The sequence below is a fragment of the Massilia sp. TWP1-3-3 genome, from assembly GCF_049897805.1.
Classification (GTDB): domain Bacteria; phylum Pseudomonadota; class Gammaproteobacteria; order Burkholderiales; family Burkholderiaceae_D; genus Telluria_A.
This window is the reverse complement of record NZ_JAFCWX010000006.1, coordinates 112,307-132,391: the sequence shown is the minus strand read 5'-3', so window position 1 is coordinate 132,391 and position 20,085 is coordinate 112,307. Positions and strand designations below refer to the sequence as shown.

17 protein-coding genes are annotated in these 20,085 nt (G+C 62.8%); 10 read left to right on the top strand and 7 right to left on the bottom strand.

Annotation, left to right across the window (positions count from 1 at the left end; genetic code table 11):
* The first annotated feature begins 18 nt into the window (after positions 1–18).
* The 6 genes from ACP7D4_RS07955 (at position 19) to ACP7D4_RS07930 (ending at position 8,564) form a co-directional block, all read left to right on the top strand.
* A complete protein-coding gene (locus ACP7D4_RS07955) occupies positions 19–1,464 on the top strand; it encodes an efflux transporter outer membrane subunit (protein ID WP_426208528.1) in 1,446 nt (481 codons plus the stop codon).
* Between the two features lie 356 nt (positions 1,465–1,820).
* Positions 1,821–3,545: a dipeptidyl-peptidase 3 family protein gene (locus ACP7D4_RS07950; RefSeq protein ID WP_426103323.1), complete on the top strand. Its 1,725-nt coding sequence runs from the start codon at positions 1,821–1,823 to the stop codon at positions 3,543–3,545.
* A gap of 192 nt (positions 3,546–3,737) precedes the next feature.
* Positions 3,738–5,522 (top strand): methyl-accepting chemotaxis protein, encoded by a 1,785-nt coding sequence (locus tag ACP7D4_RS07945; protein ID WP_426208526.1) that lies wholly within the window; start codon positions 3,738–3,740, stop codon positions 5,520–5,522.
* A gap of 130 nt (positions 5,523–5,652) precedes the next feature.
* Positions 5,653–6,339: a hypothetical protein gene (locus tag ACP7D4_RS07940; protein WP_426208524.1), complete on the top strand. Its 687-nt coding sequence runs from the start codon at positions 5,653–5,655 to the stop codon at positions 6,337–6,339.
* 118 nt (positions 6,340–6,457) lie between these two features.
* Positions 6,458–7,489, top strand: a complete 1,032-nt coding sequence (locus ACP7D4_RS07935; RefSeq protein ID WP_426103320.1) for a BON domain-containing protein — start codon at positions 6,458–6,460, stop codon at positions 7,487–7,489.
* Between the two features lie 235 nt (positions 7,490–7,724).
* A complete protein-coding gene (locus tag ACP7D4_RS07930) occupies positions 7,725–8,564 on the top strand; it encodes an HDOD domain-containing protein (RefSeq protein WP_426103319.1) in 840 nt (279 codons plus the stop codon).
* Positions 8,565–8,590: 26 nt separating this feature from the next.
* Here the strand turns inward: ACP7D4_RS07930 and ACP7D4_RS07925 are convergent, their stop codons facing one another.
* Entirely contained in the window at positions 8,591–9,358 is a 768-nt protein-coding gene (locus ACP7D4_RS07925; protein ID WP_426103318.1) for a YdcF family protein, read from the bottom strand.
* Positions 9,359–9,477: 119 nt separating this feature from the next.
* Here ACP7D4_RS07925 and ypfJ point away from each other — a divergent pair, with 119 nt between their 5' ends.
* Together ypfJ and ACP7D4_RS07915 are read left to right on the top strand one after the other, a co-directional pair.
* Complete coding sequence (ypfJ, locus tag ACP7D4_RS07920; protein WP_426208522.1) at positions 9,478–10,383, top strand: KPN_02809 family neutral zinc metallopeptidase; 906 nt, start codon at positions 9,478–9,480, stop codon at positions 10,381–10,383.
* 258 nt (positions 10,384–10,641) lie between these two features.
* The gene (locus ACP7D4_RS07915; RefSeq protein WP_426103316.1) at positions 10,642–11,715 is read left to right on the top strand and encodes a trypsin-like serine protease; all 1,074 of its coding nucleotides are present in this window, start codon (positions 10,642–10,644) and stop codon (positions 11,713–11,715) included.
* A gap of 47 nt (positions 11,716–11,762) precedes the next feature.
* Here the strand turns inward: ACP7D4_RS07915 and ACP7D4_RS07910 are convergent, their stop codons facing one another.
* The 5 genes from ACP7D4_RS07910 to ACP7D4_RS07890 all read right to left on the bottom strand — a co-directional run bounded on the left by ACP7D4_RS07910 (position 11,763) and on the right by ACP7D4_RS07890 (position 16,900).
* Positions 11,763–13,355, bottom strand: a complete 1,593-nt coding sequence (locus ACP7D4_RS07910; protein ID WP_426208521.1) for an RICIN domain-containing protein — start codon at positions 13,353–13,355, stop codon at positions 11,763–11,765.
* Positions 13,356–13,457: 102 nt separating this feature from the next.
* Entirely contained in the window at positions 13,458–14,042 is a 585-nt protein-coding gene (locus tag ACP7D4_RS07905; RefSeq protein WP_426103314.1) for a PEP-CTERM sorting domain-containing protein, read from the bottom strand.
* Positions 14,043–14,079: 37 nt separating this feature from the next.
* Positions 14,080–15,582: a PhoX family protein gene (locus ACP7D4_RS07900; protein ID WP_426103313.1), complete on the bottom strand. Its 1,503-nt coding sequence runs from the start codon at positions 15,580–15,582 to the stop codon at positions 14,080–14,082.
* A gap of 260 nt (positions 15,583–15,842) precedes the next feature.
* Positions 15,843–16,730 (bottom strand): alpha/beta hydrolase, encoded by an 888-nt coding sequence (locus tag ACP7D4_RS07895; RefSeq protein WP_426103312.1) that lies wholly within the window; start codon positions 16,728–16,730, stop codon positions 15,843–15,845.
* On the bottom strand, positions 16,724–16,900 hold the full coding sequence (locus ACP7D4_RS07890) for a hypothetical protein (RefSeq protein ID WP_426208519.1): 177 nt from the start codon (positions 16,898–16,900) through the stop codon (positions 16,724–16,726). The genes ACP7D4_RS07895 and ACP7D4_RS07890 overlap by 7 nt, the downstream gene beginning before the upstream one ends.
* A gap of 82 nt (positions 16,901–16,982) precedes the next feature.
* On the opposite strand from ACP7D4_RS07890, the gene ACP7D4_RS07885 reads away from it, so the two are divergent.
* Positions 16,983–17,873, top strand: coding sequence for a PQQ-binding-like beta-propeller repeat protein (locus ACP7D4_RS07885; protein WP_426208517.1), 891 nt, complete (start codon positions 16,983–16,985; stop codon positions 17,871–17,873).
* A 130-nt stretch (positions 17,874–18,003) separates the two neighbouring features.
* Positions 18,004–19,671 carry an alpha-amylase family glycosyl hydrolase gene (locus ACP7D4_RS07880; protein ID WP_426208515.1) on the top strand — a complete coding sequence of 556 codons (1,668 nt, stop codon included), beginning with the start codon at positions 18,004–18,006 and terminating at the stop codon, positions 19,669–19,671.
* Positions 19,672–19,810: 139 nt separating this feature from the next.
* Here the strand turns inward: ACP7D4_RS07880 and ACP7D4_RS07875 are convergent, their stop codons facing one another.
* Complete coding sequence (locus tag ACP7D4_RS07875; protein ID WP_426103309.1) at positions 19,811–20,077, bottom strand: PAAR domain-containing protein; 267 nt, start codon at positions 20,075–20,077, stop codon at positions 19,811–19,813.
* Positions 20,078–20,085: the final 8 nt, after the last annotated feature.

Genomic DNA, 20,085 nt, shown 5'->3' with positions numbered 1-20,085 from the left:
TAAGTACGGAGAGTTCCCATGACGCCTTTTTCTCGACCGCTGATCTTGTGCGCGCTGCTCGCGCTGTCCGGCTGCACCACCATCGGCGCCGACTTCGTCGCTCCGCCCGGCGTGTCCGCACCGGGCTGGCGCAATGGCGGCGCCAGCGTTGACAGCGCGCGTCTGCCGGCCCAGTGGTGGACCGTGTTCAACGACGCCACGCTCAACGAGCTGGAAACGCGCGCCGTGCGCGACAACCCGGGCGTGAAAGCGAGCGCGCAGCGCCTGCTGCAGGCGCAGGCGCAGCTTTCCACCTTGCGCGCCGCGCAAGGCCCGAGCGTCAACCTGGGCACCTCGGTCGCCAATTCGCGCTCGTCGCAGTTCACGTCGCAGGCGCTGGCGCTGGGTGGGCGTTCGATCGAAGGCAACAACTACACCGTGGGCGCGTCGCTCTCGTACGAGATGGACCTGTGGGGACGCGTTCGGCGCGTGGTGGAAGCGGCCGACGCCCAGGCCCTGGCAACCCAGAACGACCGTGACGGCGTGATCTTGCTGCTGTCGGCGCAAGTGGCCAGCACCTACTGGCAGCTGCGCGGCATGGATGCCGAGATGGCGATCCTCAAGCAGGCGCTCGGTACGCGCGGCGAAGCGCTGCAGGTGATCGAGGCGCGCTACAACGGTGGCTTGACCAACGAACTTGACGTGGCGCGCGCGCGTGTGGAGCGCTTGAATGCGCAAGCCGATCTGGTGGAGGTGCAGCGTCAGCGCAATCTGCTCGAAAACGGCCTGGCCGTGCTGACCGGCGTCTCGCCGTCGGCGCCGCTGATTGCAAGCTTGACCGGCACCACGCTGCCGGAGCCGCCCGTCATTCCCGTGGGCCTGCCCGCCAGCTTGCTGTCGCAGCGCCCGGACCTGGCCGCCAGCGTGGCGCTGCTGCGCGCGGCCAACGCCAATGTGGCCGTGGCCGAGGGCGCGTTTTATCCGTCGCTCACGCTCACCAGCAACTTCGGTTTCGCGTCCGAGAGCCTGTCGGACCTGGCCAGGAGCGGGGCGCGCCAGTTTTCGGTCGGGCCGCTGGCGTTGTCGCTGCCAATCTTCGATGGCGGGCGTAACAAGGCCAACCTGGCCTTGTCGAAAGCGCGCTATGGCGAGGCGCTGGCGAACCACGAGACGCGCCTGCTGACGGCGCTGCGTGAAGTGGAAGACGCGCTGTCGGATGTGAAGCAGCGCCAGATGCAGGGCGAGGTGCAGGCCGGCTCGCAGCAGGCGGCGGCGCGCGCGGTACTGGTGGCCAATGCGCGCTATGAGCGCGGCTTGTCGAGCTACCTGGAAGTGACGGATGCGCAGCGCAGTTCGCTGGCGGCGGACCGCACGACGGCGCAGATCCGCACCCAGCGCCTGCTGGCGACGGTGGCGGTGGCGCGCTCGCTCGGGGCGGGCTGGACGCCGCAGGCGCCGGTGGCGACGATTGCCAACAGCAAGTAAGCAGGCGACTGCAGGGCGCCTTGCGAGCAGTTGACTGCGCAAACAATTGCGATATTTGGCAACTCGAAAACTGAAACGACATCGTCCTCGCGCAGGCGGGGACCTATGGAACGGTTCAACTGAGCAACCGTTCCATGGGTCCCCGCGTGCGCGAGGACGATGTGATTCTGCTTCACTGCGCCCCCCTCCGCTACGGCCTTGCGCGGGAGACGATGTGGGTCCGGTTTTCGTCGTCGCGCATGATTGCAAGTCCTGCCCGGCAAAAGTCCCCCACGCGTACGGCGACAGCCCCGATGCCTGCGCCGGCCCCGGTGGGATTACAATGCGTGTCATTGCCATCTCAATCACAAGGACCCATGAAGACGCTGCTCGTTCCCTTCCTCCTTTTGCTCGGCGCTTCGGCCGCCGCTTCTGACACCGCAGCCGTGGCCGCCCCGCGCGTGGCCACTGTCGGCGAACTTGGCGTGATGACGCGCCGCTACGCCCCGGTCGAGCTGAGCGCCGACATCTCGGCCCTGTCGCCCGGCGACAAGGCCGCCATCGCCAAACTGATCGAAGCGGCGAAAATTGTCGACGTGCTGCAGCTGCGCCAGCGCTGGTCCGGCAACGAAGCGCTGTGGGCCGTGCTCAAAAAAGATACCACGCCGCTGGGCAAGGCGCGCCTGGACTACTTCTGGGTCAACAAGGGCCCCTGGTCCATCCTGGACGATAACCAGTCGTTCATGCCGGCCGACTTCAAGGGGATCAAGATCCCCGCCAAAAAGCCGGAAGGCGCGAACTTTTATCCGGCCGGCGCCACCAAGAGCGCCCTGGAAGCATGGATGAACGGCCTCGCGCCCAAGGACAAGGAACAGGCGCAGTGGTTCTTCACGACCATCCGCGCCGGGGCCGACGGCAAGTTCAAGACCGTCAAGTATGCCGATGAATACAAGGCCGACCTGACCAAGCTGGCCAAGCTGCTGCGCGAAGCGGCTGCCGCCACCGACAACGCCTCGCTGAAAAAATTCCTGACCCTGCGCGCCGACGCCTTCCTGTCGAACGACTACCTGGCGTCCGACTTTGCATGGATGGACCTCGATGCGCCGGTCGATATCACCATCGGCCCGTACGAAACGTATAACGACGAGCTGTTCGGCTACAAGGCCGCGTTCGAAGCCTACGTCAATATCAAAGACCAGAAGGAGAGCCAGAAGCTCGACTTCTTCAGCAAGCACATGCAGGAGCTGGAAGACCACCTGCCGCTCGATAAGCAATACCGCAATCCGAAAGTGGGCGCCCAGGCCCCGATGGTCGTGGTCAACCAGGTGTATGGCGCGGGCGACGGCAACATGGGTGTACAGACGGCTGCCTACAACCTGCCCAACGACGAGCGCATCATCAGCCAGCGCGGTTCCAAGCGTGTCATGCTCAAGAACATACAGGAAGCGAAGTTTACGTCCACGCTCACGCCGATCGCCAAACTGGTATTGCGCCCGGAAGCGCAGGCCGACCTCGATTTCGATTCGTTTTTCACGCATATCCTGGCCCATGAAATCACGCACGGCCTGGGCCCGCACATGACCAAGGTGAACGGCAAGCAATCGACGCCGCGCCAGGACTTGAAGGAAGCCTATTCGACCATCGAGGAAGCCAAGGCCGACATGGCCGGCCTGTGGGCGCTGGGCTACATGATGGACAAGGGCCAGCTCAAGGACACGCTGGGGCAGGGCGCGGCTGCCGAACGCAAGCTGTACAACACCTTCCTGGCGTCGGCTTTCCGCACGCTGCATTTCGGCCTGACCGATTCGCACGCGCGCGGCATGGCGATCCAGCTCAATTATCTGCTCGACAAGGGCGCTTTCATCTCGCACGGCGACGGTACGTTCTCGACCGACTTCAAGAAGGTCAAGCAGGGCGTGATCGACTTGAACCGCGAGTTCCTCACGATCGAAGCGACCGGCGACTATGCGCGCGCCAAGGAATTGATGACTAAATACATCGTCATCCGTCCCGACGTGCAAAAGGCGCTCGACAAGATGAAGGTGGTGCCCAACGATATACGGCCAGCGTTCAGCACGGCCGCCACGCTGACGGCAAAGTAATAATTTGCTAACAGCTTGATGGTAAAGCAGGGTCAAAAAACCACGGAATGCCGTGGTTTTTTGTTTTCTTGATATCGTCCGTGCGAAACGTTCAATCGCTTCGTCATTGTGCTTCGCGTGCGTGCTGTGAAGCATGCTAAGGTTTCTTTTAGGAATTTAAACTCACGCGGGATACAGATGAAGACATCGAGCATGACCATAGGGACACGCCTGGCAATCGGCTTTGGCGGTGTATTTATTCTTATCATGCTGCTCTCGGCGATGGCGATTTCGCGCGTGCGCGGGATTGAAATGAGCCTGAACCAGATCAACCAGGTCAATAACGTCAAACAGCGCTACGCGATCAATTTCCGCGGCAGCGTGCATGACCGGGCCATTGCCTTGCGCGACGTGGTGCTGGCGGCCGATGCCGGCGCTGCCGCACCCCATGTTGAACTGATCAAGAAGCTGGCCGACAATTACGCCCGCTCGGCCGCGCCGCTCGATGAATTGTTTGCTGCCCGCACCGATACCAGTGCCGAGGAAAAAGCGGCGCTGGCCGGCATCAAGGACAGCGAGCGCAAGACCCAGCCTTTGATTGCCAGCGTGATTGCACTGCGTCTGGCCGCGCCCGAGCCTGCGCCGGCCCCCGCAACGCTGTTGTCGGCCGAGACCGCTCCCACCGCACAGGCAGGCGCGCCGGCTGCACCGGTTGCACCCGTTGCACCAGCCAATGCCGAGGCCGCAGCCTTGCTCTCGGCCCAGGCCGCGCCAGCGTTTGTTGAATGGCTCGCCAGCGTCAACCGCCTGATCGACCTGGAAGAAAAACTGAACGCCGTCGAGGCCGGTAAGGCATCCAACCTTGCCAGCACCTTTTTGCTGTGGATGGTGGTGTTGTGCGCCATTGCGGTGGCGGTCGGCTCAATGGCGGCCTGGTACATCAGTGGCGGTCTGTTGCGCCAGCTGGGCGGGCAGCCCGACTACGCGGCCGCCATCGTGGGCAGCATTGCGGCCGGCAACCTGGCGGTGCAGATTGATACCAAAGCCAACGACAGCGCCAGCTTGCTGTACGCCATGAAAGGCATGCGCGACAACCTGGTGTCCATCGTGGCCCAGGTGCGGGCCGGCACGGTGACCATCACCACGGCCTCGAGCGAGATCGCAGCCGGCAATATGGACTTGTCGGCACGCACCGAAACCCAGGCCAGCACGCTGGAAGAAACCGCCTCGTCGATGGAAGAACTGACCGGCACCGTGCGCCAGAATGCCGAGCACGCGCGCCAAGCCAACACGCTGGCCGTTTCCGCGTCGGCCGTGGCAGTCAAGGGTGGCGCGGTGGTGGCGCAGGTGGTCGACACGATGGCCTCGATTAATGAATCGTCGAAGAAAATCGTGGACATCATCGGCGTCATCGACGGCATTGCGTTTCAGACCAATATTTTGGCGCTTAACGCGGCGGTAGAGGCGGCGCGCGCCGGCGAGCAAGGGCGCGGCTTTGCGGTGGTCGCGGCCGAAGTGCGCAACCTGGCGCAGCGCTCGGCGGCGGCGGCGCACGAAATCAAGGCGCTGATCGGCAGTTCGGTCGAACGGGTCGAAGTGGGCGCGAAACTGGTTGATGAAGCTGGCAGCACGATGCAGGAAATTGTTTCTAGCGTGAAGCGGGTGACCGACATCATGGCCGAGATCAGCCATGCCAGCGCCGAACAGACCGCCGGCATCGAGCAGGTGAACCGGGCGATTGGCCAGATGGATGAAGTGACCCAGCAAAATTCGGCCCTGGTGGAGCAGGCCACGGCCGCGTCGGCAGCCCTGAAGGACGAGGCGCAGGCGCTGGCGCAGGTGGTAAGCGTGTTCACGCTGGGTCACGAAGAGCGGGCCGCCGCGCCGTCGCAGTTGCTGCGGGTTCCGGCGCGTGCCCGGCCCGTGCAACGCCAGGCTGCGCCGCAGCGCAAGATTGTCAATTCCAGATCGGATGCTGACGAATGGGAAAGCTTGTAAGTAGCGGGCGGGCTCAATTCCACTTGAACCCGTGTGAATATTTTTCCACAAAGAAATATATTTCGTAAAATGGGGTGCAGACGACTATAAAATTGCCGATAGGCATTTATAGACTCGACCGGAGCATCCCATGTTCAAGCAGCTGTTGTTCGCCGCGATCACCACAGTACCCGCGCTGGCCCACGCCGGCGCGCAGCTGACCGAGATCGAAACGCGCTGGCTGAAAGCAGCTGCGCCCGTGCTGGCCTACGCCCAGCGTCTCAAGCTTCCCATCGACATCATTGTGCAACCGCGGGCGCGCCCGAGCGACGTGCCGCTGGCCATGGGTTTCATGGATGGGCGGTGCAAACTGGTGTTGTCGATGCGCGGCAATCCGGACGCCGAAAAACTGCTGGACAGCGTGCCGCAAGAACAGCGCGGCGTGTTGATGGAAGCGATGGCGGCCCATGAAGTGGGCCACTGCTGGCGTTATGCGCAAGGTGCGTGGCACGCCTTGCCAACCGGATTTACCGAAACGGCGGCGGCACCGGCTAGCGGGCCGGCGGGCGAATCGGCCGCGCTGCGCGACAGCCGGCGCGAGGAGGGCTTTGCCGACATGGTCGCGCTGGCCTGGACCCAGCGTTTCCATGCGGACAGCTACGGCCCGGTGTATGCCTGGCTGGCCGCAGTGCGCGCCGAGCAGCCGGCAGCGGGCGGCGCCCACGACACGCGCGCCTGGGTCAGCCTGGCCGCAGATGGCGGCGTGTTCAAGCAGGCGGCAACGCCGTTCGACGCGGCCGGCGTGCTCTGGCGCGCCGGTTTGCTGAGCGACGACTAGCGCGCTGCTGTCGGGATAATCGCCGCTAATTGTCCCGGTATGTACGTTCTCGCACAGAATGGCTCCGCTGCTGGTTGTTAAATGTTGTACCGACAACCACAAGCAAAGAGACCACACCATGCAACCATTTAAAGCTACCCTGCTCGCCGCCGCACTGACCCTCGCCTTTTCGGGCGCCTACGCCGCACAGCAAGACGGCAAAGCCGACAGCGCAAGCTACAAAACCGTGACACAAAAGGCAGCGGCCGACTACAAGGCCGCCACCGCGCAATGCACCGGCAGCACGGGCAATGAAAAATCGACGTGCCTCGAAGAAGCCAAGGTGGCGCGCGCCCACACCAATCTGGACGCCGTAACCGAGCACAACAACACGCTGAAGGCGCGCACTTCCGCGCGCAATGCGCTGGCCCATGCCGAGCACGCGCTGGCCAAGGTCAAGTGCGCCGCCATGACCGGCGCCGACAAGGATAGTTGCATGGCGACGGCCACGTCGGTCCACACCGCTGCGCTGGCCGACGCCAAGGCGGACCGCGATACCCGCGTTGCCGCCACTGCCCGCGTGGACGACAAAGGCCTGGTCGCCAATACCCAGACGCGCGAGCCGGCCAAGGCGGCTGCCGTGGACAAGTGCGCCCAGATTGCAGGCAAACCGAGCACCGGCTGCCTGATCGACAACAAGGACCGCTCGGTTGCCAACGCCGCAGCCAATACCCGCGACGGGGCCGCAACGGTGGGCCAAAAGACCGAAAGCGTGGCGGAAACCGCTGTGCAAAAAACCAAGAACGCGGCCGCTATCGTTGCCGACAAGACTGGACGCGCCGTTGACCGCGTTGCCGACCGTACGGGAGCGGCCACCGACCGCGCCACCATCAAGACTGACGGCGCAACGGACCGCATGGCCGACAAGACGGCGGACGCTGCCAGCCGCAGCGGCAAAGTGGTTGCCGACTCGGTCATTACCACCAAGGTCAAGGCCGACCTGTTCAAGGAGCCGGAATTGAGCGCGATGGCGATCCACGTGGAAACTGAAAAAGGCGTCGTCATGCTCAGCGGTTTTGTCGACAATAAGGCTGACGCCGACAAGGCGGTGCGCCTGGCAAAGAGCGTGGACGGCGTGAGCCAGGTCAAGAGTGCGATCAAGGTGAAGTAAACGCCAACGCAAGCGCTGAAGCGAGCTGAAGCTAGCGCTGAAATGTGCGTTGAATCGCGCGTTGAATGTGACGCGCATGCCAGTGCGCAATCGCGCCCGACAAGCCGGGCGAAAACAAGCGCGCACATCAGCATTTTTCGGAACTGCAATGCCCGTTGTGGCATTGCAGTCACCGGCGGCATGTCCGCGTTCGAATTTTCGCTTGGGGTCGTCTGGTCGAGGGTATAATTTTCCCGTGAACAGACTAGAAGCCTTCGGATATATTGCCGCACAAGCCGCGCGTGGGGAGATCACTCTTCCAACCAGCGTGAACGCCGCCTTGCGCCTGCAACTAGCCCTCGACAACCCCGATTGTCATATTGAAGACGCCATCAAACTGGTGTTGGGCGAACCTCAACTGGCCGCGCGTACTGTCGCGCTGGCCAACTCCGCAGCATTCAACCGCAATGGCGACTCCACCATCACCAACGTGCGTTCGGCGGTGATGCGGGTGGGTTACCGCAGCTTGCAAACGCTGGTCTCCAGCCTTGTGGTGCGCCAGTTCGGCGCCCGCATCGTTGACCCGCAACTGCGGGCCAAGGCCGAGCAATTGTGGGTCCACACGGCGCATGTGGCCGCGCTCGCGCAAGTGATTGCACGCCGCGTCACGTTCGTCAATCCCGATACCGCCATGTTTGCCGCCATCGTGCACGAAGTGGGCGGGTTTTACCTGCTCTCGCGCGCCGACGAGTTCCCCGGCCTGCTTGACGAAGATCCCGAGAAGTGGGCCGAGCTGTGCGAAGAAGTGGTCAGCCGCGAAGTGCTTAAAAAGCTGGCCGTGCCCGAGCAGGTCGCCAATGCCATCCTGGCGCTGCGCGACGGCTGGCTCACCATGCCCCCCAGCACGCTGCTCGACACGCTGCTGCTGGCCAATCAGTTTTCGCCCGTCCCTTCGCCGCTCGGCCCCCAGGAAGTCGCCATGCCCGAGCATGCCGATTCGGTGCTCGATTTTGTCATCGACGACGAAACCTTGCAGAGCATCTTGCAAGAGTCCGAAGGCGAAGTGCAGTCGATGAGCGCGGCCTTGCTGGTCTGAGCGTGGTGTGAGCGTCGCGTGAGGGCTTACGCCTTCATCCGGTACCAGGCCAGGCCGATCCATTCGTGCATGGCATAGTACGAGCGGTACAGGCCGCTGGCGCTGGGCACCAGCATGAAGGCCGACCATCTGGCGCGCGAGTAAAACATCGTGGGCGCTTCCACCACCTCAATGCCCTGGCGCACAAAGGCTTCGCGCGAGCGCGCCATGTGCATCGCATGCGTCACCAGCAGCACGCGCTTGACGCCGGCCGCCTTCAGCATGCGCGCGCTGTTCACGGCGTTCTGGTCGGTGTCTTCCGACTGGTCCTCGATCCATGCCACCGGCGTCTTGAAGTCTTCGCGCAGCGCGCGCGCCATCATCGCGCCCAGCGAGCGGGTCGATTCGGTGCCGGGCACAATGCCGCCGCTCACCAGCAGGGGCAAGCCGGTCTGGTGCTGCAGCCAGGCGCCGTACTGCAAGCGCACCAGCGTGACCGGGTCCGGCGTGTCCTGGCCCCCATACTCCGGGGCGGCGTCGACGATGCCGGCTGACAGCACCACGATGGCCTGGGCGCCGGCAGCGCCGGCGTTGGCCAGCGGCGCGGTCCGCTGTTCGAGGGGGGCGACCAGCAACAGCGAGCCCGCATTGGTGGAAATGACCAGCAGCGCGGCCACGCCCGCGCCGCTCACCACGCGCGCCGCGCGCGGCCAGCGCCGCCGCAGCAGGTAGCCGAACGCAATCAGCAGCAGCAGGTTGGTGGGGGGCATGGCGACGATCCGGATGAGCGTGCCGGCGAAGGAACTGAGGGTCATGGTGATCCAGGTTGAGCGGTGTTGGATTATCGCAGCAAGACGCCGGTCTTACGTAGCGCCAAATATTTCTCATTCAGCGTATTCTATTTGTAAATTGACAAAACCTAGCGGAGAGAAGTATGAAATGGGAAGGCAATCGCGAAAGCGACAATGTTGAAGACCGGCGCGGCGCAGGCGGTGGTGGCGGGGGCGGGGGATTTAGCCTGGGCGGGCGCGGTATCGGGATCGGCACCATCGTCATTGCGCTGATCGGTGGCGCGGTATTTGGCATCAATCCGCTGCAGGTGCTCGACATGCTTAGTGGTGGCGGCGGTGGCGGCGGCGGCGGCGGCGGTGGTGCAGTGCCATCCTCCCAGCCGGCCACGCAGCAAACGCCGGCGACCGACAAGCAGACGCGCTTCGTCAAGGTCGTGCTGGCCGATACCGAAGACGTGTGGGGCAAACTGTTCCAGGAAAAGGGGGCCCAGTATGTCAAGCCCAAGCTGGTGTTGTTCTCCGGCGCCACGGGCACCGCGTGCGGTACCGGGCAAAGCGCCAGCGGGCCGTTTTATTGCCCGGCCGACCAGGACGTCTACATCGACCTGAGTTTTTACACGCTGATGCAAGAGCGCTTCGGCGTCTCCGGCGAATTCGCCCAGGCCTATGTCATCGCGCACGAGATCGGCCACCATGTGCAAAACCAGCTGCATATTTCGGACAAGGTGCAGCAAGTGCGCGAACGCGGTTCCGAGAAACAAGCCAATCAAATGTCGGTGCGCCTTGAATTGCAGGCCGACTGCTTTGCCGGCGTGTGGGCTTTCCACGGCAACCAGGCGCGCAGCATCCTCGAACAGGGCGATGTGGAGTCGGCGCTGAAAGCGGCTACGGCCATTGGCGACGATGCGCTGCAGCGGCAGTCGCAGGGGCGCGTCGTGCCCGATTCATTTACCCACGGAACGTCTGAGCAGCGCGCGCGCTGGTTCTCGAAGGGCTTGCAGAGCGGCCAGATGGAGCAATGCAATACGTTTGATACACGCTCGCTGTAACGGTCGCCAAGGTGTGTCGGAAATGTTGACACCGTGGCGATAGGATAGTGCGACAAAATAAGAAAACGGCCTGCGGGCCGTTTTTTTTCGCCGTGACCCACCGTCGGCAAAATTGACAAGGCGGGCCCGGCTGTTGCGGACAGCGCGGCAACTCCCTGAAAACGTGTTTCTTTTTTCCGGGCATGGTTCCTGCACGGGGCCTTGCATGCATCCGTCTGGTTTCGGGATGTCTTGCTTTGCAAAATGAAAAGGACAATCATGTTTGCTCGTACATTGTCGTTAAAAAACAAGTTGGTGCGCGTGCTGGCCGCGTGCGTGGTGCTCGTCGCGGCCGCGCCGGTGCAAGCCTCGGTTGTCAGCACGGGACACTTCGTGCCCCTCATCACCGCCGGTGCGCCGCCCGATTCGCCGGACGCGCGGATCGACCCCAACCTGCCGGCGTCGCCTTTTTCGGGCGTGGTCAGCATCAACATCCGGTTTGACGGCGCATCGTATATTTGCTCGGGCGCGCTGGTGGGGCGGCGCCAGGTCATTTCTGCCGGGCACTGTGTCGACGTCACTGGTGCCGGCACCGTGATCGACCTCAATGCGCCGGGCAACGATGTGCGCGTCGTCTTCAATGACGGCGTTGCCAATTCCGTCATCACCGCCAGCGCGGTCTCGCTCAATCCCGCCTACCAGGGGTTCGGCAAGTGCCCGCTGGGCGTGACCGCGTTTTGCCTGAACGATGACTTGTCAGTCATCACCCTAGGCGCCGACGCGCCGGCCAGCGCCAGGATCTACAAGGTCGCCGTCAATGAGCTGCAGGCGGGCACGCGCGTCACCATGGCCGGCTACGGGACCTCGGGCGACGGCATCAATGGCTTTACGGTAGGGGCGGACTTTCGCATCAAGCGCACGGGCGAAAACTATGTCGACCTGTTCGATGGCGACGACGAGCAAGGCTTTGGCGGCCCCAGGGAAGTCTGGTACGCGGACTTCGACGGCGCCGGCCAGGACACGTTCTGCGACTTTTTCGACGCCTGCTCGCCGCAGTTGCCCAACAACCGCGAAGCGGGCATTGGCGGGGGCGACTCGGGCGGGCCGTCTTTCGTCAACATGTATGGGGAATTGATGCTGGTAGCGAACAACACCTTCGGCGGCTGGTTCAACGGGCAGGAACCTGGCACCTTCGGCACGTACTTTGGCGGCGTGGTGCTCGCCAGCTATGCCGACTATCTGGTCGAAGCAACAGACGGCAACATCACGCTGGTGCCCGAGCCTGCCGGGCTTGCACTGTTTGGGCTTGGCCTGGCGCTGCTGGGCGCGCGGCGGCGCCGCGCCCCGGCATAAGTGGCGGGCAGAATAAAAAAAGCGGCCGGGCGGCCGCTTTTTTTTTGTCAGCGTGGGCCGGCGCCCGCGCTTACCTTGGCGGGAATGTCGTCGACATTGTCCACCGTGTACGGATACATGGAGAGGCCGCTAAAGACGGTGTCTCCGGTATCGCGGCGGATATCCGTGGCGGAGATGCCGGTGTAGCGGTTGGACCAGAGCGGCGCGTCCAGGGCGCCGAGACCCGCGTTCCAGTGTGGCCGGGAAGCATTCGCAAAGAAATTGCCCTCGACTTTTCCCTGTGCCCAGTTCGCGGCATTGATGGCAAAGTATGGAATGTCCAGCCAGTAATTGTTGTACAGGTGGGCGCGGGTGGCGCCGCCATCGAGCTTGGGATTGCGTCCCGCGCTGCGGTTCCAGAAATTGTGGTGGAACGTTACCTGGGAATTGAGCACCATATTCGTGTAGAAATGCTGGTTGCCGCAGACCGCCGGGTTGGCGCCGTCGAAGCGATTCCAGCTCAGCGTCACATTCTTGCTTTCGGTGATATCCACGTGGCCGTCGCTGATCAGGCTGAAACGGACATGGTCGATCCACACGTGGCTTGAGTTGGCAAGGGTGATGGCGTCGCCCGCTTCCACCAGACCGGGATTGACGTCCTGAATCGACAGGTTGCGGATGATGACGTTCTTGGCGTTGCTCAGGTTAAGCGTCGCGCCGACAATGGTGGCGTTGCTGTCCAGGCCCAACAGCGTTTTGTTGGAAGCGACCTGGATGTTGATCTCGTTGCGGCTGCGGGCCACTTTGGTTTCGCTGGTCGCGCCCAGTTCTGTGCAGGTCTGGGCGCCGACAGGAATGCGATAGATGGACTTGCCCGCATCCTGATAGCTCGGGCAACTGATGGCGCACGCACCCTGGCTGCGGGCTGGCGTGCGGCAATCGATCACCGTTCCTGCGGCAATGTGCACCACGGCCGGCGCACTCGATTGCAAGGCGCCAACCAGTGCGCTGCACGAGTTGACCGTGACCGGTGGCACTGAGCCACCGCCGGTGGTGCTGGACAAGCCGTCCGGGCCGGCCTGGGAGGCAAAGCCTTCCGGCGTCGCGTTGCACAGACCCGAGGCGGGATTGAAAAACCAGCGCTGCTGGGCTTTGGCCAGGTCGCTGGTTTGATACACGCGCGAGCCGCTGGCGCCGTCGGCCACCGTCAAGGACTTGCCGGAATGGCGCGCAACGACGTTGTAACCGCCCGCCAGGGAGCGCTTGAGCTGCCACTGCTGGTTGGTGCCGCCGTTGGCGGGCCACTGGACCAGACGCCCGCCTTCGATCATTGACAGCTCCAGCACGTCAAGCAGCATGCCGCTGTTGCGCGCCGTCATGCTCCAATAACCATTGCCCAGGTCGCGCAAGGTAAATTGCTGGTTCGCGCTGCCGCCGTAGCCCCACTGCTGGATATACGCACCACCCTGCAGTGCGCCACCTGTGACGTCGAGTACCTTGCCTGAACCCATATTGGCAATGCTGTACAGGCCGCCGTTGACCACGGGTGCGCTGCAGTTGGCGGCCTGGGCAGGACTGGCCAGCAGTGTCAGCGACACGGCCAGCCAGGCGGCGATGGCGGCGAACGGGCGGCCCGCCGATAAAGCAGATGAAGTTGTCATGAATGTGCTCTCCGGAAAAAGGTGATGCCATAGTAGCATCGGAAAATTAGCCCGGAGTGATGATTTTTTTAACGTGATTGATACGATTTTGACATAGCTCGCTTAAGGCTGCATGCGCCGTTGTCGGCGATACAGGCCGCCGAACATGGCCAGCGCAGAGAGCATCAGCATTGCGGTGGACGGTTCCGGCACGGTTGCGCTGATCGAAAAGGCGTCGCCTGCGCGCAGGCCGGTGGTGTCGAAGTACCAGTCGCTCTTGTTATTCAAGCTGAACGGGTTTCCAAAACTAAACTCCGCGAATTCTGGCGTGGCAAAAGTGATCGCGGCGGCCGTGCTGGTGTAGTTAATCTGGCTGGTGGTGCCAAAGGTCGGCGTGACGCTGCCCGCGCTTGAAAACGCAATGCCTTCCAGATAAAACGAGAAGTTCGTCAAGCTCCTGCCGCTGAGATTGCGAACCAGGGCATTCATGCTCATCGGGCCGATCAGGTCGCTGTCTTCGATGGTGAATTCAAACCGCGTTGCCGCAAAATTGTGAAGGTCGAGGTCGAAGGACAGCATGCCAGGCGCGCTGTAATCGGTGACAAGATTGGCGGAGGATCCGGTGCTGCCGGTCAGCAGGGCCGCGTTGGCCGCGCCGGACAAGGCCAGTGCGGTCCCGATTGCAAGACAAAGCTGTTTGAGTTTCATCGTAAGTTTCCTGGTAATGGTATGAAGGGCGGAGCGATTACAAAGGACCTTTTGCCCACGGTCCGGAAATGGCGAACGTGATGCCGGGCGTCTGGATGTTGACGAAGAGATAGCGGCCGGTGGGGTCGAAGCAGGCGCCGGCAAATTCGTTCGCGCGGTGGTCGCCTTGCAAGCCAAGTTGTTTGCCCGTCACGATCAATTGCTCGGTGGAGAGCACAATATTGTTCTTGGCAAAAATGTACGCATCGCCCTGGGCGGTCAAGCCCATCAGGCGCTGGCCAAAACCGAAGCTGTCGTTGGCGGCGCTCGATGCGTCTTCGCAAATGAGGATGGCGTCGCGCGGGCTGACGGTCAGGTTGTCGCCCATGTTGCCGACCAGCGCGCTTGGACTGGAGTAAATGCAGGTAAGCACCTGGCTGGCCAGATCGAGTTCCCAGATGGTGCCGCGCGCGACCGAACCGCCGGAGGTATCCATGATGAACATCTTGCCGAGCGAATACCAGATGCCTTCGCCGCGGTTCATGCGCAGCGCGCCTTGCTTCCAGCCTTGCACGAAGGGACCGGCCGCGTTCGAAACCGTGATGCCGGTAGGGCCGGTGGCGTTGCCGCGGTTGCGGTCCGGTTCGGCAATGTCCACCCATTCCAGTGCGTAGGTGGCATTCACGGGCGCGGTGGCCAGGTTGGCATTGGCCACGCCCTTGACCTTGGCCATCTGCAGGCGCCCGCCCATTGCCAGCGAGCCAGGGTAGCCAGGCGTGATGTCGGGCACATAACGGTAGAAGCCGGACTTGCCCGAACTGTCTTCGGTTTCGTAGACGATGCCGGTGGCCGCGTCGACGGCTGCCGCTTCATGCGCGAAACGGCCCATGCCGACGATGGGCACGCCAACCGTGTGCGCCGGATCGGCCGTCACCTCGAAGGCGTAGCCATGTTTTTTGCCGGCCACGCCCACCGCGTCGGAACCGACTTCTTCGCACGTGAGCCAGGTTCCCCACGGCGTCACGCCGCCAGCGCAATTGCCTTGCGTGCCCCCCAGGCTGGGCGTCATGCTGACCCAGTTGCCATCGCGGAACAGCAAGTTGCTGGTACCGCCACCGAACTTGTTGCTGGTCGCTGCGCCGCTGTTGCCGTTGTCATAGACGGCCGGCGCATTGATGAAACTGGCCGCCGATGTGGCGCCCACTTCGTGGTTGCGCACCAACACCAGTTCGGTACTGCGGCCAACCTTGCGCGAGACGATGACGCCCATGCCATCGTGGCCCGCCGGGCAGCTTTTGCCGTTGGTCATCAGGTCGCCGCGCCAGCCGTAGCTTTTGTAGCTAAAGCCTGGTGGCAACTGGAGCAAAGGCAAGCCCGTCGACAAATCGTTGGCAGGCGCGATCGGGCCGTAAGGGCTGTCGATCAGCGCCGTCGACCCATTGGCAGCAAGCGCTTGCTGAGACTGCATGGCGGCAAAGGCGCCGACAAAAGGCAAAGCGGAAGCACTGGCCAAGCCCTTGAGCATGTTGCGGCGGGATGAAGAGAGAACGTTGTCAGTCATGGCGAATCCTTGTCCGGGAGATTGGTAACGCGCCGTTTAGCGCCGGCGTCAGCGTGGACGTGATTAAACCAAGCAAAAACTACGTGGCAATGACGGCAAAATGACAACGAAAATTGTTTGAAAGCGTTTCTGCGTGAACAAGGGCGTGTTTTTCTGCAGGCGCGGGGCCTGCTGCGCAATCACGCGTAGGAGTTGTGGCAGCATGTCGCCATCATGGGCACTGATCAAGAATTGCTCGTGCGCCTGCGCCCGGTTCTGTCTCAGGCAGGAGGGAACAGCCACAGTATCGCCTCGCGGAACTCGCTGCTCCAGAAAGCTTCGTTGTGGTTCCCATTCGGGACGATTTTCAGCGTCGCATTGGCGCTCGGGTGGCCGCGCTTGATGACCTGGTCGTACATGCGCTGCGCGTCGGGCACCATCGGCCCGCCTTCGAGTGCGCCGATCAGCAGGTACAGACGGGCGTCCGAGCGCGCCGGTCTTGAAGCGGCAAAGTTAAACGCTGCGCTTCCCGCCGCCCAGTAGGATGGCGAAAAAATGCCCGCCTTGCCAAACACTTCCGGGTATTGGTTGATGCCGTAGTGCGAGATCAGGCCCCCCATTGAACTACCCATCAGTGCAGTATGGTCGCGCTCTGGCATGGTGCGGTACTGCTTGTCGATCAGCGGCTTGAGCACCTTGACGATGAAGTCCATGTACAGTTCGCCTTCCCCCGGGCCGTACTGCAAATTGCTCCAGGCGTTCAGTTCCGTCATGCGCTTGGCTTCGCCATTGTCGATGCCAACGACGATCAGTTCGAGCTTGCCTTCGCGCGCAAGTGCGTCCATCGTCTCGTCCACCTTCCACTCTCCCCCGTAGGCGGTGGCGTTGTCGAACAGGTTCTGGCCGTCGTGCATGTACAGGACCGGATAGTGCTTGGTCGAGGTGGCGTAAGCGGGCGGCAGGTACAGGCGGATCTGGCGCTTGCGGTTCAGTCCTGGCATGCTTAGTTGCTCCGGCAAGAGCAGGACAGCGGGCAGTGCACTCGGCGTGGCCGCAACGGCAGCCGACGGCGCTTGCTGGGCGGTGACGGGACCATTGCCACTGTTGCCGCAGGCGGCGCACGCCAGCGCCAGGACCAGCGCAAAGAAGGTTCTTTTATTGGTTAGCACGTGTGGTTTTCCTTGTAAAAGTCAATGATGACGGCCAGGCCTTGCCCGCCTGCGCCGGTGGCGAACCGGATCGTGGCGCCGTTCTTGGCGGCCGCCCGCTCGGCGATCGCCAATCCCAGTCCAGTGCCTTCCTGGTCTTGCCCCGGGATCCGGTAAACACGTTCAAACACCTTTGCCCGCAGCGCCGGCGCTCGGGCGCGCTTCAAGGCGAACGCTGATGCACCCGGCCCCGGCGTCAGTTCCACGCCTGCCGTGGCCGGCGACAGCGTGTACTTTCTGAGCCGCGACGGGCGCCGGCACGCGCTGAACACCACAACGGGCGCACCGCTGTGGAGTTTTCGCACGGGGGGCGAAGCATCGTTCTCGGCCCATGGCATGTTCGGCATGGAGCTGACCGCAACGCCGGTGCGCGATCCCTGGGACTTGTTCCTCTCGTCGCCGCTGGTGCATGATGGCCAAGTCTACTTTGGCAGCAGTGACCAGTGCGTCTACGCGCTCGACGCGCGCAGCGGCAAGCCGGTATGGGTATTCAAGACCGGCGGCATGGTGCATTCCTCGCCCGCACTGGCCGGCGCCAGTATCGTCGTGGGCAGCTGGGATGGCGCGGTGTATGCGCTGGACGCGGCCAGCGGCGAGCAGCGCTGGCGCTTCCAGACCCAAACCGAACAAAAGAGCAGCATCATGCTGGGCATCCAGGCCTCGCCCCGCGTACACGGCGACAGCGTCTACATCAGCTCGCGCGACGGCTATTTTTATGCGCTCGACGCGGCCACGGGAAAGCAGAACTGGCGTTACGATGCGCAGGGCTCGTGGATTGTCTCCGCTGCAGCTTTCGATGGCGCCACCGTCTACTTCGGCACCTCCGACACCGGCTTGCTGCTGGCGCTCGACCAGCGCACCGGCAAGGAACGCTTCCGCTTCAGTACCGCTGTGTGGACCTTTGCCGCGCCGCTGGTCGTGGACGGCATGCTGGTTGGCGCATCGATGAAGGGGCAGTTGCATGCGCTCGATGCGGCGCTTGAGCATGTCAAGCGACTCGGCGCCTTTGTCGCCTCGCGCCTGTGGCACGACGGCCAGCTCATCGTCGCCAACAGCAACGGTGAAGAGCTGTTTTTTGACACGGTGCGCAACGACCATCGTTAGGACTCCAAATGTAATCAAATTACAAGCTGCAGCGGACTTTTGGGTGATTTTATTCCAAAATATTGCGAACTGTGTAGTAATATTACAGAAAATAATAAATAACACCCGTTCACATTGATTGGAGACAAAAATGAAAAAAAGCATAGCAGCACTCGGTTATGGACTCGCTTTGGCCGCTTTTGCCGGTTGTGGCGGCGGCGGGGCCGGTGCCGGTGCCTCTCCGGCGCCTGCCCCTGCACCCGCGCCGGCACCGGCGCCGGTGCCGGCAACGCATGAAGTAAGCATCCTGAAAGCTTCGGGCAGCATCGAACAACGGCTGGCCTGCAACCGGGTACTGGCGCAGGCGGCCTGCCAGATGCGCATCTATCAGGTCATGGTGGAAGCTTTTGTCGATGGCGACCCGACCGCCAACTTTAACGCTGGCTATGGCACGAGCAAGCACAAGGGCGACCTGGCCGGCATTACCGCTTCGCTCGACTACATCAAGAGCACCGGGGCCAACACGCTGTGGCTGACCCCGATCTTCCTTTCCGCGCCCGTGGCCGGCCAGGATCTGGGGGCCGACCGCCTCGACGCCACCGGGTACTTCCCGAGCGACTACTTCAAGATTGACCCGAAATTTGGCACCCTGGCGCAGGCGCGCACGCTGGTTCAGGAAGCGCACAAGCGCGGCCTGGCGGTATTGTTCGATGGCGTGTTCGGCCATCACAAGGCGAATATCGCGGCCTCGCCCGGCGGCCTGAAGCCGTTTGGCGGCCACGATCCGGTCGACTACACCCATCCCGATACACTGGCGTTCTACCGGGAAGTAGCGAGCTACTGGATCGATCAGCTGCAGATCGACGGCTGGCGGCTGGACCAGGCCTACCAGGTGCCGCCGGCGGCGTTGGCCAGCCTGCGCGACACGGTGCAGCAAGCCTCCAGCCGCAACAGCTACCTCAATGCCGACGGCGTGGCTGTTCGGCCAGCTGGCTACATGGTTGCCGAAGTGTGGAAGGGCGAGTCCGAGATCGCGGCCACTTACGGCAGCACGCTGGCGCCGGCGCTGGGCTCAGCCTTCGACTTCCCGCTGCGCTACAAGCTGGTGCAGACGCTGGCAACCGAAGAATCGGGTTTGTCGGGCCAGCCGGCCAGTACGCTGAACGCCGGTTTTGCCACGCACGCTGTCTACCCCGACCATGCCATGCCCAACCTCATGCTCGGCAATCACGATCTGGTGCGCTTTGGCGACCTGGTGCAACGCGCCGGATTAGGCAACCCGGACGATGAGCAGTACTGGTTGCGCCACAAGGCGGCGTTCACCTTCATGGCTGCGTTCAGCGGACCGATCACGCTGTACTACGGCGATGAAATTGGCCAGGAAGTACCGAACTTTGCGGCCAAGGTCAGCGTCAACTGTGTCGAAGCGGGCCTGTGCGAGGATCATGTCAGCCGGGATGACGGCGTCGTCGATGGCGTGGCAGGTCCCGCCCTGAGCGCCAGGGCGCGCGAGTTGAAGGGCTATGTCGCGTCGCTGATGCGGGTACGCTCCGTCAATGGGGCACTGGCGGGCGGTGCGCGGACCCACGTCTATTCCGATACCAACGTGTACATTGACCGCAAGGACAGTGGCAGCAACCGGGTGCTGCTGGTGCTGAACGTGAAAAACAAGGCGGCGACGATCACGCTCGACAGCGCGGTGGTGTCGGGTGCAGCGGCGCTGAACGATCTGATGACTGACGGTAAAGTGGAAGTGGACGCCAACGGCAAGTTCTTGATCACGGTGGCGCCGCTGTCGGGGCGCTTGCTGCGCTTTTAAGGTGAGGGGAGCGGGCGCTATCGTGGCGCCCGGTTCTGGGTATTGCTTGCTTTGACGCGCGCGAAAAACGCTGGAGATTTTTTCCCGGGCGCCGGGACTGCGGGACGACAATCCGAGCACGGTTTGCGTTGTGGCGCCACTATGCCAGAGTGAAGTTTCCCACTGTCGATAGCAGTGTAGCACCGCAAGTCGTGTGATGCCCGTGAAAGGCTACTTGGATGCCGTCAATCGTATAGTGCGGGTCGCCCTCGGCGATGGTGCAGCCGCTGTGGCCCGCTATTGGGCAGCTGCATGGGTCACCGACGCGAGCCACAGCAATGCCCTGCACAATAAAGTGACTGGCGGTGACGCTTTCTACTTTTCCGCCATGGCTGGTGGGGTCGTTCAGGCGAATAACGTTGCGCATGGCGCTCC

What these genes read in the sequence shown, in the direction of transcription:
- ACP7D4_RS07950 (WP_426103323.1), top strand. Translation starts at nt 1,821, where the DNA reads ATGAAGACGCTGCTCGTTCCCTTCCTCCTTTTGCTCGGCGCTTCGGCC.
- ACP7D4_RS07875 (WP_426103309.1), bottom strand. Translation starts at nt 20,077, where the DNA reads ATGCGCAACGTTATTCGCCTGAACGACCCCACCAGCCATGGCGGAAAA.
- ACP7D4_RS07935 (WP_426103320.1), top strand. Translation starts at nt 6,458, where the DNA reads ATGCAACCATTTAAAGCTACCCTGCTCGCCGCCGCACTGACCCTCGCC.
- ACP7D4_RS07900 (WP_426103313.1), bottom strand. Translation starts at nt 15,582, where the DNA reads ATGACTGACAACGTTCTCTCTTCATCCCGCCGCAACATGCTCAAGGGC.
- ACP7D4_RS07945 (WP_426208526.1), top strand. Translation starts at nt 3,738, where the DNA reads ATGACCATAGGGACACGCCTGGCAATCGGCTTTGGCGGTGTATTTATT.
- ACP7D4_RS07880 (WP_426208515.1), top strand. Translation starts at nt 18,004, where the DNA reads ATGAAAAAAAGCATAGCAGCACTCGGTTATGGACTCGCTTTGGCCGCT.
- ACP7D4_RS07925 (WP_426103318.1), bottom strand. Translation starts at nt 9,358, where the DNA reads ATGACCCTCAGTTCCTTCGCCGGCACGCTCATCCGGATCGTCGCCATG.
- ACP7D4_RS07955 (WP_426208528.1), top strand. Translation starts at nt 19, where the DNA reads ATGACGCCTTTTTCTCGACCGCTGATCTTGTGCGCGCTGCTCGCGCTG.
- ACP7D4_RS07940 (WP_426208524.1), top strand. Translation starts at nt 5,653, where the DNA reads ATGTTCAAGCAGCTGTTGTTCGCCGCGATCACCACAGTACCCGCGCTG.
- ACP7D4_RS07905 (WP_426103314.1), bottom strand. Translation starts at nt 14,042, where the DNA reads ATGAAACTCAAACAGCTTTGTCTTGCAATCGGGACCGCACTGGCCTTG.
- ACP7D4_RS07910 (WP_426208521.1), bottom strand. Translation starts at nt 13,355, where the DNA reads ATGACAACTTCATCTGCTTTATCGGCGGGCCGCCCGTTCGCCGCCATC.
- ACP7D4_RS07915 (WP_426103316.1), top strand. Translation starts at nt 10,642, where the DNA reads ATGTTTGCTCGTACATTGTCGTTAAAAAACAAGTTGGTGCGCGTGCTG.
- ypfJ (WP_426208522.1), top strand. Translation starts at nt 9,478, where the DNA reads ATGAAATGGGAAGGCAATCGCGAAAGCGACAATGTTGAAGACCGGCGC.